Origin of the sequence: Sphingomonas folli, from assembly GCF_019429525.1 — a bacterium.
In the GTDB taxonomy this organism is placed as follows: domain Bacteria; phylum Pseudomonadota; class Alphaproteobacteria; order Sphingomonadales; family Sphingomonadaceae; genus Sphingomonas; species Sphingomonas folii.
On sequence record NZ_JAHXZL010000013.1, the window covers coordinates 168,620 to 181,972 of the forward strand.

Consider the following 13,353-nt stretch of genomic DNA (forward strand, 5'->3'; position numbering starts at 1 on the left):
GCCTATGTCATGCAACAGACACAATCGGGGACCATCGGCGCGGCCAACGACGACGAATTCCGTCGCGCACCAGGCCATGCGCCATAGGGGACATCATCCGATGCGAAACAACCTTCTCGTAGGCGCGGCGCTGGTTGCGCTCGTCGCGCCCGCCGCCGCCATGGCGCAGGAGACCACCTCGACGATCCGCGGCACCGTGACGGGCGACGGCGCCCCGGTGGCCGGCGCCACGGTCGAGGTCGTCAACGTCCCCTCGGGCACACGCACCTCGCTCACCACCGACGCGAACGGTGGATTCACCGCCACCGGCCTGCGCCCGGGCGGCCCCTATTCCGTCACCGTCCGCGCGACCGGCTACGCCGAGTCGACGATCACCGACGTGCAGACGATCGTCGCGCAGACCTTCACGCTGCCGATCGAGCTGGCCGCCGAGGGCACCGACATCGTCGTCACCGCCTCGTCGATCGCCAGCGCGCGCACGGTCAGCCAGGGTCCGGCGACGGTGCTGGGCGCCACCAAGATCGGCACGATCGCCTCGGTGAACCGCGACATCCGCGACCTGATGCGCCGCGACCCGCTGGCGCGCCTGGACGACACGCCCAGCGGCGGCCGCGCCGTCAGCTTCGCGGGCCAGAACGCGCGCTTCAACCGCTTCACCGTCGACGGCGTGCCGATCACCGACAATTTCGGCCTCAACCCCGACGGCCTGCCGAGCCGCCGCTCGCCGATCCCGCTCGACGCGATCGGTCAGTTCCAGACCAAGGTCGCGCCCTATGACGTGCGCGAGGGCAACTTCCAGGGCGGCGTGGTCAACGTCATCCTCAAGTCGGGCACCAACGAGTTCCACGGCACCGGCTTCTACTCCTACTCGGCAGACGAGCTGGCCGGCACCAAGACCAAGGCCGGCCCGGGCGTGCCCACCGGCGAGGTGACGCTGCCCAACTACAAGTATGAGAACTACGGCGCCGAGCTGTCGGGCCCGATCATCAAGGACAAGCTGTTCTTCATGGTCGCGGGCGAGCGGCTGCGCGCGCCGCGTCCGATCGCGGAGGGCCCGACCGACAACAACGCCGGCAACGCGGTGCCCAACCTGACGCAATCGACCGTCAACCGTATCTCGCAGATCGCGCAGGACCGCTACGGCTATGCCACCGGCGGGGTGGTGAACAGCAACCAGGACAAGGACGATCGCCTGGTCGCGCGGATCGACGCCAACCTGTCGGACACGCAGCGCCTCGCCGCGACCTACAGCTACGCCGAGGACTCGCTCGTCATCACCAACAACACCAGCGTGAGCCCGTCGAGCCCGCAGCTCGGCCTCGCCTCCAACGCCTATCTCTCGGGTAACAAGCTGCACACCGGCGTGCTGCAGCTCAACTCGCAGTGGTCGGACGATTTCTCGACCGAGGCGCGCGGCTTCTACAAGAAATACACGCGCATCCAGGATCCGCTGCAGGGTCGCGGCTTCGCCGAGTTCCGCGTCTGCGCCGCCGATACCTCGGACCGCGGCAACCCCGGCGCGGCCGGCGCCTCGGCCTCGGTAACCTGCGCGCCCAACACGCCGCTGGTCTCGTTCGGCCCCGACGTGTCGCGTCAGTTCAACGCGCTCAACACCGAGACGTGGGGCGGCACGCTGCAGGCGCGGCTCACGCGCAACGGCCATGACCTGCGGATCTTCACCGACATCCAGCACGTCGACGTGTTCAACGCGTTCCTCAGCAACTCGAACCCCCGCGGCGGCACCACCGGCACCTATTATTTCGACTCGATCCAGGACTTCCAGAACGGCAACGCGCAGCGCTTCGGCTACACCAATGCCGTCGACCTCAATCCGAACAGCGCCGCCGCCCGTTTCAACTATTGGCAGTACGCCTTCGGCGTGATGGACACGTGGAGCATCACCGACACGCTCAACGTCGCCTACGGCATGCGCTACGACCTGTACGGCAGCCATAGCCGCCCGTCGCTCAACCCCGCGTTCGTCAGCCGCTACGGCTTCACCAACCAGGAGTTCCTGTCGGGTCGCGGGTTGTTCCAGCCGCGCTTCGGCTTCGACTGGAAACCAGCCAACGTCGTCAGCCTGCGCGGCGGCATCGGCATCTTCGGTGGCGGCGCGCCCGACGTCTACACCTCGAACAGCTTCTCCAACACGGGCATCCTGTCCAACACGGTCGACATCCGGCAGCTCAACGACGGCAGCTACGTCGGCAACAGCGCCTTCCCGGCGGGGCTCAACCCGGCGAGCATCCTGACCAACGTCAACGGCGCGACGATCCCCACCGCGGCCAACACCTATCTGGCCGGCGGCGTGCAGGCGGCCGCGACCAACGCGGTGGCGCGCGACTTCCAGCTGCCCTCGCAGTGGCGCGGCACGCTGTCGGTCGACTTCACGCCCGACGTGCTGGGTGGCGGCTGGACGCTGGGCGGCGACCTGTTCTGGTCGGACGTGCGCAACCAGGTGGCCTGGACCGACATCCGCTCGGTGCCGACCGCGCTGCGCACGCCCGACGGTCGTGTCCGCTACGCCTCGTTGACCACCTTCAACGACTCGCTCAACGACATCCTGCTGACCAACACGACCCGGGGTCGCAGCTATGTCGCGGTCGCGCGCATCAACAAATCGTTCGACTTCGGCCTGACCGCCGGGGTGAGCTACACCTACCAGAACATCAAGGACCAGACCCCGGCGACCTCGTCGACCGCCGGCTCGAACTATGCCAACGGCGCCTTCCTCGACCCGAACATAGCCGCTTACGGCACGTCGAACGACGAGGTCCGCCACGCGATCAAGTACGACCTGACCTTCGATCACCCGTTCTTCGGCGACTATAAGACCACCCTGGCGCTCTTCGGCGAGACCCGCATCGGCCGGCCGTACAGCTACACGATGCAGGACACGTCGAGCGGCCGCAGCTCGATCTTCGGCACCACCGGCTCGGGCTCGCGCTATCTGATCTACGTGCCGATGGGCATCGACGATCAGCGCGTATCCTATGACACGGCCAGCACCGCGCAGACGCTCAACGACTTCTTCGAGTCGTCGGGCCTCGCCAAGTATCGCGGCAAGATCGCGCCTCGCAACGCGTTCAACTCGAAGTGGTTCACCCGCATCGACCTGCACGTGGCGCAGGAGATCCCGACGTTCGTGGGCAACTCGCGCATCCAGATCTTCGCGGATGTCGAGAACTTCACCAACTTCCTCAACAAGAACTGGGGCCAGATTCGTGAGTATCAGTTCCCCTACACCATCGCGGCGGCGCGGGTGAGCTGCCTCGTCGCGGCGACGCCGACCGGCACCGCCGGGACGACCGCAGCGACCACGTCGCAGGCCTGCGCGCAATATCGCTACAGCCTGCCCAACGCGACGCCGACTGACACGATCTACGCGCCGCAGTCGCTCTACACGATCCGGATCGGCGCGCGCTTCAGCTTCTGAGGCCACCGACCGCCTGACCAGGCCGCCGCCCCCGAGCGGGGCGGCGGCCTTCCTTTTGCGCCAAGCGGTTCGCGGGTGTAGAGGGGGCCGCGATGGCGACCTCCGCGACCCACGCGCCCCCCGCGCCCACCGCCCCCGCCCCGCCCCCGACCAGCGTCGCCTCCCCGGCGCGCCAGCTGTTCGTGCGCCCCTTCTTCGAGGACAAGGCCGCCGCCTTCTGGAAGCTCCAGGCGGCGGGCTGGACCGGCTACATGCTGCTGCGCTCGGTCTCGTCGCTGTCGGTCAGCTTCACGCTCAAGTCGATCGTGCCGGTGATCATCGAGTCGATCGTCGGCTATTGCATCACGCTGCTGCTCTCGACGCTGTACGGCTTCTATCGCCGCCTGCCGCGCGTCACCGGCATCATGCTGTCGATCTTCACGCTCGCGGCGGCAACCTTCCTCTACGCCACGCTCGACGCCTTCTCGTTCAGCCTGATCAAGCTCGCCGCGCCGGGGATCGACCTGTCGGTGCTGCTGGCGACGCTGTTCCTCAACTTCACCGTGCTGGCGGGCTGGTCGGCGCTGTACTTCGGGATCAACTTCTACCTGATCGTCGAGGACCAGATCGATCAGATGGAGCATCTCGAGAACCAGGCCTCGAGCGCGCAGCTGGCGATGCTGCGCTACCAGCTCAACCCGCATTTCCTGTTCAACACGCTCAACTCGATCTCCACCCTGGTGCTGCTCAAGCAGACCGAGCGCGCCAACGCGATGCTGTCGCGGCTCGCCTCGTTCCTGCGCTACACGCTGGCCAACGAGCCGACCGCGCACGTCACGGTCGCGCAGGAGGTGGAGACGCTGAAACTGTACCTCGAGATCGAGAAGATGCGCTTCGAGGAACGGCTGCGGCCGAAATTCGAGGTCGATCCCGCGGTGGAGAAGGCCCGCCTGCCGTCGCTGCTGCTCCAGCCGCTGGTCGAGAATGCGATCAAATATGCCGTCACCCCGCAGGAGGACGGCGCCGAGATCTGCGTCACCGCGCGACTCGTCGGCGACAGGGTGCTGCTCGGCGTATCCGACACCGGTCCGGGCTTGATGCCGACCAAATCCCGGCCAAGCCTTTCCACCGGCGTCGGCATCGCCAATATCAGGGAGCGGCTGGCACAGGCTTACGGGCCTGACCACCGCTTCGACGTGCGGGCCATGCCGACGGGCGGGTTCGGGGTCGAGATCGAGATCCCGTACCAGCGCGAAGTACCGAATAGAGAGGTGTGATGAGCATTCGTACCATCCTCGTCGACGACGAGCCGCTCGCGATCCAGGGGCTCGAGCTCCGCCTCGCGGCGCACGACGACGTCGAGATCATCGCCAAGTGCCAGAACGGGCGCGAGGCGATCAGCGCGATCAAGACCCACAAGCCCGACCTCGTCTTCCTCGACATCCAGATGCCGGGCTTCGACGGTTTCTCGGTGGTGCAGGGGCTGATGGACGTCGAGCCGCCGCTCTTCGTGTTCGTCACGGCCTATTCCGACCATGCGATCCGCGCCTTCGAGGCGCAGGCGACCGACTATCTGATGAAGCCGGTCGAGGAGGCGCGCCTCGCCGACACGCTCGACCGCGTGCGCCAGCGCCTGTCCGAGCGGCAGAGCGTGGGCGAGGCGGAGAAGCTCAAGGAGGTGCTCGCCGAGCACGCGCCGCAGGCGGCGGCCGAGATGGGCGACGGCGGCGGCGACCCCGTCAACGCCAGCCGCTTCGAGAAGATGATCAACATCAAGGATCGCGGCCAGATCTTCCGCGTCGACGTCGACACGATCGAGCGGATCGACGCCGCGGGCGACTATATGTGCATCTACACCGGCGACAACACGCTGATCCTGCGCGAGACGATGAAGGACCTGGAGAAGCGCCTCGACCCGCGCCGCTTCCAGCGCATCCACCGCTCGACGATCGTCAACCTCGACCTCGTCAAGCAGGTCAAGCCGCACACCAACGGCGAGTGTTTCCTGGTGCTCGACTCGGGCGCGAGCGTGAAGGTGAGCCGCAGCTACCGCGACGTGGTGGCGCGCTTCGTCCATTGAGCGACGCGCCCGTCCGCGTCGACGCGCTCTACCGTTTCGCGCGGCTCGACGACCCGCAGACGCTGCGTGGCCCGCTGCTGGCGCTCGCGCGCGCGGGCGGCGTACGCGGCACCCTGCTGCTCGCGGGCGAGGGGGTGAACGGGACGGTGGCGGGCGCGCCCGAGGCGCTCGACCGGCTGCTCGCGCCGATCCGCGCGCTGCCGGGCGGCGCGCTGTCGCTCAAGCACAGCTGGGCCGACGCCTCGCCCTTCCACCGGCTCAAGGTGAGGGTGAAGCGCGAGATCGTGACGATGGGCGAGCCTGTCGACCCGCTCACCGAGGCCGGCAGCTATGTCGCGCCGGCCGAGTGGAACGCGCTGATCGACGATCCCGCCACGCTCGTGATCGACACGCGCAACGCCTATGAGGTGCGCGTCGGCAGCTTCGCCGGCGCGGTCGACCCGGGCACCGCGAGCTTCGCCGACTTCCCCGCCTGGTTCCGCGCGCACCGCGCGACGCTGCTGGCGGGCAAGACGCGCGTGGCGATGTTCTGCACCGGCGGGATCCGCTGCGAGAAGTCGACCGCGCTGCTGCGGCGCGAGGGGATCGAGCAGGTCCACCACCTCGACGGCGGCATCCTGCGCTATCTCGAGGAGGTGCCCGCGGCGGAGAGCCGCTGGTCGGGCGAGTGTTTCGTGTTCGACCAGCGGGTCGCGGTGGGACACGGGCTCGCGCCGGGGACGCACCGGCTGTGCCACGCCTGCCGCATGCCGGTGAGCGCGGCGGACCGCGCCTCGCCGCTGTACGTCGAGGGGGTGAGCTGCCCCGCCTGCCACGGCGCGCGGGACGACGCGCAGCGCGCCGGCTACGCCGAGCGCCACCGCCAGCAGCGGCTCGCCGAGGCGCGCGGCGAGGCGCATGTCGGGCGGCGGTTCGAGGGCTGAGCGGCGTTCCCGCGCGCGCCGGAACCCGGGGTGATGTAGCGACGCGCCGGCGGCCCTGGGCTCCCGCGTGCGCGGGAGCACGGGAGCACTCCGCCCCTCTACCCTTTCCGTCATCCCGGCGCAGGCCGGGAGCCACCGTGCCGCATACCCGAGGCGGGCGGCGCCCGCGGCACCGGGGATCCCGGCCTTCGCCGGGATGACGGAAGGAGGAGGTACGCCGCGACCCACGCCGTGACCACTCCACCAACCACCTTCCCGCCCCGCCCGCGATGCGGTAGACGCGCGCGCATGCTCAACCTCAACGGCATCACCGTGCGCCTCGGCGGGCGCACGATCCTCGACGGCGCGACCGCGGCGCTGCCCCCGGGCAGCCGCGTCGGCCTGATCGGGCGCAACGGCGCGGGCAAGTCGACGCTGGTGCGAGTCATCGCCGGCCAGCTCGAGCCCGACGACGGCTCGGCCGACATGCCCAGAGGCGCGCGGCTCGGCTATATCGCGCAGGAGGCGCCCGCGGGCGACGCCACCCCGTTCGACACCGTCATCGCCGCCGACCTCGAGCGCGCCGCGCTGATGCTCGAGAGCGAGACCTGCGAGGACCCCGACCGGCTCGGCGACGTCTACGAGCGGCTGATCGCGATCGACGCCTATACCGCCCCCGCGCGCGCGGCGCAGATCCTGATCGGGCTCGGCTTCGACGAGGACATGCAGCAGCGCCCGCTCGACAGCTTCTCGGGCGGGTGGAAGATGCGAGTCGCGCTCGCGGCACTGCTCTTCTCGCAGCCCGACCTGCTGCTGCTCGACGAGCCCTCCAACCACCTCGACCTCGAGGCGGTGATGTGGCTGGAGGACTTCCTCAAGGCCTATCCCGCGACGATCGTCGTGGTCAGCCACGAGCGCGACTTCCTCAACAACGTCGTGGACCATATCCTCCACCTCCAGGGCGGCAAGATCACGCTCTACCCCGGCGGCTATGACGCGTTCGAGCGCCAGCGCGCCGAGCGCATGGCGCAGATCGAGGCGGCGCGCGCCAACCAGGCGGCGCAGCGCGAGAAACTGCAGTCGTACATCGCCAAGAACTCGGCCCGCGCCTCCACCGCCAAGCAGGCGCAGAGCCGGCAGAAGATGCTCGCCAAGATGCAGCCGATCGCGGAGATGGCGAACGACCCGACGCTGTCGTTCGGCTTCCCCGACCCGAGCGAGCTGCGCCCGCCGCTGATCACGCTGGATCTCGCCAGCGTCGGCTATAACGCGACGCCGATCCTAAAGCGGCTCAACCTGCGGCTCGACCCCGACGACCGGATCGCGCTGCTCGGGCGCAACGGCAACGGCAAGACCACGCTGGCGCGGCTGCTCGCGGCGCAGCTCGCCCCGCTGGAGGGCGCGATGAACGCGACGCCGAAGATGAAGGTCGGCTATTTCACCCAATATCAGGTGGAGGAACTCGACACCGACGACACGCCGCTCGAGCATATGACTCGGATCATGAAGGGCGCCACGCCCGCGGCGGTGCGCGCGCAGCTCGGCCGCTTCGGCTTCTCGGGCGACAAGGCGACCACCAAGGTGGGCAAGCTCTCGGGCGGCGAGCGCGCGCGGCTGGCGCTGGCGCTGATCACGCGCGAGGCGCCGCACCTGCTGATCCTCGACGAGCCGACCAACCACCTCGACGTCGACGCGCGCGAGGCGCTGGTGCAGGCGCTCAACGCTTACTCGGGCGCGGTGGTGCTGGTCAGCCACGATCGCCACATGCTCGAGCTCACCGCCGACCGGCTGGTGCTGGTCGACGACGGCACCGCGCGCGAGTTCGACGGCAGCCTCGACGATTATATCGCCTTCGTGCTCAAGGGCGATCCCGCCAAGCCGGGGATGAGCAAGGCCGAGCGCAAGGCCGACAAGAAGGCCGCGGCCGAGCGGCGCGATCGCGACGCCGCGCTGCGCAAGACGGTGCGCGAGCTGGAGGCGGAGATCGCGCGGCTCACCGCGGAGCGATCGGGGATCGAGCGCGCGATGGCGGACCCGGGCGGCGCCGACCCGCGCTGGCGCGGCAGGCCGATGGGCGAGCTGAGCCGGATGCGCGGCGACGTGCAGGCGGTGCTCGACACGGTCGAGCTGCGCTGGATGGAGGCGAGCGAGACGCTGGAGAGCGCGAACTGAGGAGCGGTCGATCCTCCCCTGGAAGGGGAGGTGGCGGGCCGCAGGCCTGACGGAGGGGTGTTCCGGTCGGTAAGTCTCGCTCGGTTCACCGCGGGCGACACCTCTCCAACACGCCCTCGGGCGCGGTCCCCCTCCCCTTGCAGGGGAGGATCTCAGGCGACGCTCACTCCGCCTCGCCCTCCGCTGCGTCGCTCTCGCCGCCGCGCTCGAACCAGGCCTCGACCGGGCCGGTGAGCTTGATCGTCAGCGGGCGGCCGTGACGGTCGACCTTCTTGCCGAGCGCGACCCGGATCCAGCCCTCGGAGATGCTGTACTCCTCCACGTCGCGGCGCTCGGCGCCCTTGAAGCGGATGCCGACGCCGCGCTGGAGCGCGGCCTGGTCGAAGTGCGGGCTCGACGGGTCGATCGAGAGATGGTCGGGGGGCGTGTCGGTCATGGCGCGGCGCCATGCCGCAGAACGCGCGCGCAGGCCATCAAAAAACGGCGCGGGATCGCTCCCGCGCCGCCCGATGGGTCAGTAGCCGTAGCCGTAATAGCCGCGTGGCCGGTCATAGTCGCGGTAATAGCCGCGCGGCTCGTAGTAATAAGCGCGCGGCGGCGGCGCATATTCCCGATAATAGACCCGCGGCGGCGGTGCCGGGTAGTAGCCGCGGTCGTAATAGCCCCGATCCGCGTAATAGCCGCGGTCGTAGCGGTCATAGTAGCGGTCACGGTTGTTGTTCGACGCGATCGCCGCGCCCAACCCCAGCCCGATCACGCCGCCGATCAGCGCGCCCGCCGCCGTGTCGCCGCCGCGATCGCGGTGCCGCCAGTAGCGCTGCGCCTCGGCGGGCGCGGCGCTGGTCAGCGCGGTCGCCGCCAACACGGTGGCGAGCCCGGCCTTCTTCCACAGTCCCGACATCTCAAGACCTCCTCAACTCGGTTCGCATGATGGGTCCAACGCAGGATGATGCGAGCCTGTTGCGGGAGTTAACCGAGTCGCGCTGAACGGTGCCGGAATGTGGCATTCATCGGGCGTATAGGCGGCGGACCGGCGCGGGAGCCGTGGGCGTCGGCGGCCCGGGCGTGGGGGTTCGCCGGCACATGCTGACGATCCAGCCGCGGTGGAGCAGACGTTCGCCCCGCGACCTGTCAGCCGGCGCGGATCGACGCGAAGAAGTCGCGCAGCAACGCCCCCGCCTCGTTCGCGCCGATGCCGGCGAACACCTCGGGGCGATGGTGGCAGGTCGGCTGCGCGAAGAAGCGGGGACCGTGCTCCACCGCGCCGCCCTTGGCGTCGTCCGCGCCGTAGTAAAGCCGTGCCAGTCGCGCGTGCGCGATCGCGCCGGCGCACATCGCGCAGGGCTCCAGCGTCACCCACAGGTCACAGTCGTCGAGCCGGTCGTGCCCGAGCGCGCGCGCGGCGGCGCGGATCGCGAGCATCTCCGCGTGCGCCGTCGGGTCGCACAGGGAGCGCGGCGCGTTGGCCGCCACCGCGATCACCTCGCCGCCGCGCACCACCGCGGCGCCGACCGGAACCTCCCCGCGCGCGGCCGCGGCGCGCGCCGCGTCGAGCGCCTGGTGCATCGCGGGGGGCAGCGGGAACATGCCGCCGCGCCTAGCCCGCCGCGCGCCGCCCCGCCAGCCCGAGCGGCGCGGCGACCGGGCGCCTCAGCGCTGCTCGCCGGGCTTCTGGATCTCGACCTTGGGCACCTCGACCGTCTTGTTCTCGGTGCCGACACTGACCTTGGCGACGTCCGCCTCGAACTTGGGCGCCTGCCCGCCCTCCAGCCGCGGCAGCTGCGCCGTCTGCGTCTGGTCGAACTTGACGAAGCCCAGCATCATCGCGGCGAGCAGCACCAGGGCAGCGATCCCCACCAGAGCAAGCAACATGCGCATCGTGATTTCCTCCCGATCGGTACGTTAGCGCAACAACGCCAGTGTCGCTACAACGCGCCGTCGCGAACGAGGTTGCCGCTGGCCCGACTTGGCCGATCGAGTCATCCGCTTGACCGATCCGCCGCGTCGGGCTATCGCGCCCCACTTTCCGGGCAACCGATATTCAGGATCGATCACATGTCGCGCATCTGCGAGCTGACCGGCAAGGGCCGGCAGGTGGGGCACAACGTCTCCCACGCCAACAACAAGACCAAGCGCACGTTCCTGCCGAACCTGCAGAACGTCACGCTCCTGTCCGACTCGCTGGAGCGCTCGGTGTCGCTGCGCGTGTCGACTCACGGGCTGCGCTCGGTCGAGCACAACGGCGGGCTGGACAACTGGCTGGTCAAGACCTCGGACGACAAGCTGTCGCTCAAGGCGCGCCGGCTCAAGCGCGACATCGTGAAGAAGCGCGCCGCCGCCGTCGCGGCCTGATCCGCTTCCCCGATCCGATCGATCGCGGCCCGCCGTCCCGGTGACGGCGGGCCGCTTCGCGTGCGCGGCTCAGCCGATCCAGCGGAACTTGGCGAGCACGGTCGGGCGCCAGCGGTTGGTGTCGTTGTCGGTGACCACCCACAGCATCGTCGCGCCGCGCTCGACCGTCACCGCCAGGCCCTCCGCATTCTCCCGCGCCATCGCCGGGCTGAGATCGGCGACGACCGGCCCGCTCAGCAGCGCGCCGGGCCGGATCGAGTCGCGCGCGATCCGCACCAGCACCGTGTCGAATCGCAGCGGCGGGAAATGCCAGCGCCGGTTGAGCACCAGCAGGTCGCCGTCGGGCAGCACCGCGGCGTCGCTCGGCGCGAAGCCGTCGGGCGGGCGGTAGCGTAGCGCGGCGCCGACTCGCCCGGGCGCGGTCGGATCGCCGTCGAACAGCAGCGCGCCGCGCGGCTCGCGCATGTTGCGCCAGCCTTCCTGGATGACGAGGAAACGGCCGTCGGCGAGCCGCACCAGCGACTCGGGCCCGGTATTGTCGCCCCAGTGCCGCATCGCCGCGGGCGCGACGGTGGCGGTGGCATGTTCCAGGTCGGGGGCGTAGCGCCAGATCGCGTTGACCCGCTCGTAGCCGACCCAGGCGACGCCGCTGGCGCGATCGAGCACGAGCGACTCGGTGTCGCGGTCGAGCTTCATCCAGCCCGTCCCGGGGCCGTCGCGCAGCGAGACGATCGCGCGCCGCTCGATCCGGTGCCCCGCGACGCTCAGGCGCAGGAACTGGCCGCCGTCGCTGAGCAGCACCGCCCCGTCGCCGCGCAGCGCCAGCGCCGAGAAGCCGCCGAAATCGGGGTCGTCCGACTCGAGCGCCAGCGCGCCGACCGGCGCCAGCGGCCCGATCCGGCGCGGCCATCCCCCCGTCGGCACGATCGCGCGCGCGCGCAGCGTCGCGTCGGGCGCGATCAGCGGCAGCCGCGCGTCCCCGGCCCAGCCCGGCACCAGCAGCAGCACCGCCAGCAGGGAGAGGAACCAGCGCATCGCGGCGCTCTACGGGAGGCGTGCCGCGGGGGAAAGGAGGATGAACCTTCGATAACGGTCGCATTCAGGGTCGGCTCAACGCGACTCGAGCATAACCGCAACATCGACGGGGAGCCCCGCCGACCGGAACAAGCAAACGGGAGATGACAGATGTTCAAGAATCTCGCTCTGGCTGGCGCCGCGCTCGCGATGGGTACCGCCGCGATCGCGCCGACCGCCGCCGACGCGCAGCGTTATCATGGCAGCCGCTACGACCGCGACTATCGCGACTATCGCTACGACCGCAGCAGCTACCGCGACTATGACCGCCGCGGCGACTCGCGCCGGTACAATTACAACCAGCGCTGCTCGGGCGGCACCACGGGCACCGTGGTCGGGGCGATCGCCGGCGGCCTGCTCGGCCGGGTGATCGACTCGCGCGGTGACCGCACCCTCGGCACGGTGCTGGGCGGCGTCGGCGGCGCGGTCGCGGGCAACGCGATCGAGAAGTCGAACAACCCGCGGTACTGCCGTTAACTTCTTGCGGTTACAGGGGCGGGCGTGGCCGAGCGGCCGTGCCGTCCCGACCGCCACGAGTTCCCTCGCGTAGAGTAGGAGGGCGCGGGTCCGGTACCTTCGGGTGCCGGACCCGTAGTCATGTCCGGGGGCGCTCGCGCCGCCTCACTGATAATGGCCGAGCCGCTCGAAACCGGCGTTGGTCTTGGCCATCCGCATCAGCTTGCGGATCTGCCCGCGCGCGTGCCGATCGAACTTGCGGTCGTCATAGACGCCGCGCCAGATGAACTCGTCCTTGTCCTGCAGCGCCTTGAGCGCCGCGGTCAGCGCTTCGGGGCTGTCGCTCGCCGCGCCGCGCAGCAGCGCCGCGCACACCATCTCCTCGGCCGCGGCCTGGTCGCAGTCGTCGTGGCGATCGCGGCCGTGGCGTTCGGCGGTGACCTGGTCGGCGCGCGCCGCCGCGACTCGGCGCTCGAGCCAGGTCCGCACCGCCGCGGCGTCCCAGGCGGGGGGCGCGGTCACGCCGCCGCCCCGTCGGCGGCGAGCACGCGCTCGATCTCCTCCGCCGCCAGGCCGAACACCGCCGCCAGCCCCGCCACGCTGGCGCCCCGCGCCGCGAGCGTGCGGATCCGCTCGGCGTCGACCACCGTCGCATAGCCGCTGATGTCGCGGTCCTGCCGCACCACGTCGCGCCGGCCGGAGCCGCGATGGCGCTCCGCCGCGGCGCGATGCGGGTCGCGCTCGGCCAGCGCCGCGGCGGCCTCGCGGCGCGACCGGCGCGCCGTCTCGCGCTCCTGCGCCTGCGCGGCGCGTGCCGCGGCGCGCGCCTCGAGCCGCGCCGCCGTCGACTCGGCGCGCCCGGCGGCGCGCGCCTCGCTCGACCGCGCGCGCTCCTCGGCGCG

At 70.4% G+C, this 13,353-nt stretch carries 14 protein-coding genes; 7 read left to right on the plus strand and 7 right to left on the minus strand.

Going from position 1 to position 13,353, the window contains the following annotated elements; genetic code table 11:
- Window positions 1–100 precede the first annotated feature (100 nt).
- The 5 genes from KZ813_RS18285 to KZ813_RS18305 all read left to right on the plus strand — a co-directional run bounded on the left by KZ813_RS18285 (window position 101) and on the right by KZ813_RS18305 (window position 8,569).
- Window positions 101–3,436 (plus strand): TonB-dependent receptor, encoded by a 3,336-nt coding sequence (locus KZ813_RS18285; protein WP_219756423.1) that lies wholly within the window; start codon window positions 101–103, stop codon window positions 3,434–3,436.
- A 92-nt stretch (window positions 3,437–3,528) separates the two neighbouring features.
- Window positions 3,529–4,692 (plus strand): sensor histidine kinase, encoded by a 1,164-nt coding sequence (locus tag KZ813_RS18290; RefSeq protein ID WP_219756424.1) that lies wholly within the window; start codon window positions 3,529–3,531, stop codon window positions 4,690–4,692.
- The gene (locus KZ813_RS18295; protein WP_219756425.1) at window positions 4,692–5,495 is read left to right on the plus strand and encodes a LytR/AlgR family response regulator transcription factor; all 804 of its coding nucleotides are present in this window, start codon (window positions 4,692–4,694) and stop codon (window positions 5,493–5,495) included. The genes KZ813_RS18290 and KZ813_RS18295 overlap by 1 nt, the downstream gene beginning before the upstream one ends.
- Window positions 5,492–6,418, plus strand: coding sequence for an oxygen-dependent tRNA uridine(34) hydroxylase TrhO (trhO, locus tag KZ813_RS18300; protein WP_219756426.1), 927 nt, complete (start codon window positions 5,492–5,494; stop codon window positions 6,416–6,418). The genes KZ813_RS18295 and trhO overlap by 4 nt, the downstream gene beginning before the upstream one ends.
- A gap of 288 nt (window positions 6,419–6,706) precedes the next feature.
- On the plus strand, window positions 6,707–8,569 hold the full coding sequence (locus tag KZ813_RS18305) for an ABC-F family ATP-binding cassette domain-containing protein (RefSeq protein ID WP_219756427.1): 1,863 nt from the start codon (window positions 6,707–6,709) through the stop codon (window positions 8,567–8,569).
- Window positions 8,570–8,732: 163 nt separating this feature from the next.
- Here the strand turns inward: KZ813_RS18305 and KZ813_RS18310 are convergent, their stop codons facing one another.
- From KZ813_RS18310 to KZ813_RS18325, 4 genes are all read right to left on the minus strand, one after another.
- Window positions 8,733–9,005 carry a DUF3297 family protein gene (locus KZ813_RS18310; RefSeq protein ID WP_219756428.1) on the minus strand — a complete coding sequence of 91 codons (273 nt, stop codon included), beginning with the start codon at window positions 9,003–9,005 and terminating at the stop codon, window positions 8,733–8,735.
- 78 nt (window positions 9,006–9,083) lie between these two features.
- A complete protein-coding gene (locus KZ813_RS18315) occupies window positions 9,084–9,470 on the minus strand; it encodes a hypothetical protein (RefSeq protein ID WP_219756429.1) in 387 nt (128 codons plus the stop codon).
- A 230-nt stretch (window positions 9,471–9,700) separates the two neighbouring features.
- Window positions 9,701–10,156, minus strand: coding sequence for a nucleoside deaminase (locus KZ813_RS18320; protein WP_258046928.1), 456 nt, complete (start codon window positions 10,154–10,156; stop codon window positions 9,701–9,703).
- A gap of 63 nt (window positions 10,157–10,219) precedes the next feature.
- Window positions 10,220–10,447, minus strand: a complete 228-nt coding sequence (locus KZ813_RS18325; RefSeq protein WP_219756430.1) for a hypothetical protein — start codon at window positions 10,445–10,447, stop codon at window positions 10,220–10,222.
- A gap of 177 nt (window positions 10,448–10,624) precedes the next feature.
- Here KZ813_RS18325 and rpmB point away from each other — a divergent pair, with 177 nt between their 5' ends.
- Window positions 10,625–10,921, plus strand: coding sequence for a 50S ribosomal protein L28 (gene rpmB, locus KZ813_RS18330; protein ID WP_219756431.1), 297 nt, complete (start codon window positions 10,625–10,627; stop codon window positions 10,919–10,921).
- Between the two features lie 69 nt (window positions 10,922–10,990).
- On the opposite strand, the gene KZ813_RS18335 is transcribed toward rpmB, so the two are convergent.
- Complete coding sequence (locus KZ813_RS18335) at window positions 10,991–11,956, minus strand: esterase-like activity of phytase family protein (protein WP_219756432.1); 966 nt, start codon at window positions 11,954–11,956, stop codon at window positions 10,991–10,993.
- A gap of 150 nt (window positions 11,957–12,106) precedes the next feature.
- On the opposite strand from KZ813_RS18335, the gene KZ813_RS18340 reads away from it, so the two are divergent.
- Complete coding sequence (locus KZ813_RS18340; protein ID WP_219756433.1) at window positions 12,107–12,472, plus strand: glycine zipper 2TM domain-containing protein; 366 nt, start codon at window positions 12,107–12,109, stop codon at window positions 12,470–12,472.
- 144 nt (window positions 12,473–12,616) lie between these two features.
- Here the strand turns inward: KZ813_RS18340 and KZ813_RS18345 are convergent, their stop codons facing one another.
- Both KZ813_RS18345 and KZ813_RS18350 read right to left on the minus strand, forming a co-directional pair.
- The gene (locus tag KZ813_RS18345; RefSeq protein ID WP_219756434.1) at window positions 12,617–12,973 is read right to left on the minus strand and encodes a hypothetical protein; all 357 of its coding nucleotides are present in this window, start codon (window positions 12,971–12,973) and stop codon (window positions 12,617–12,619) included.
- Window positions 12,970–13,353 (minus strand): hypothetical protein (locus tag KZ813_RS18350; protein ID WP_219756435.1); only part of this gene is annotated, 384 nt, incomplete at its 5' end. The genes KZ813_RS18350 and KZ813_RS18345, both read right to left, overlap by 4 nt.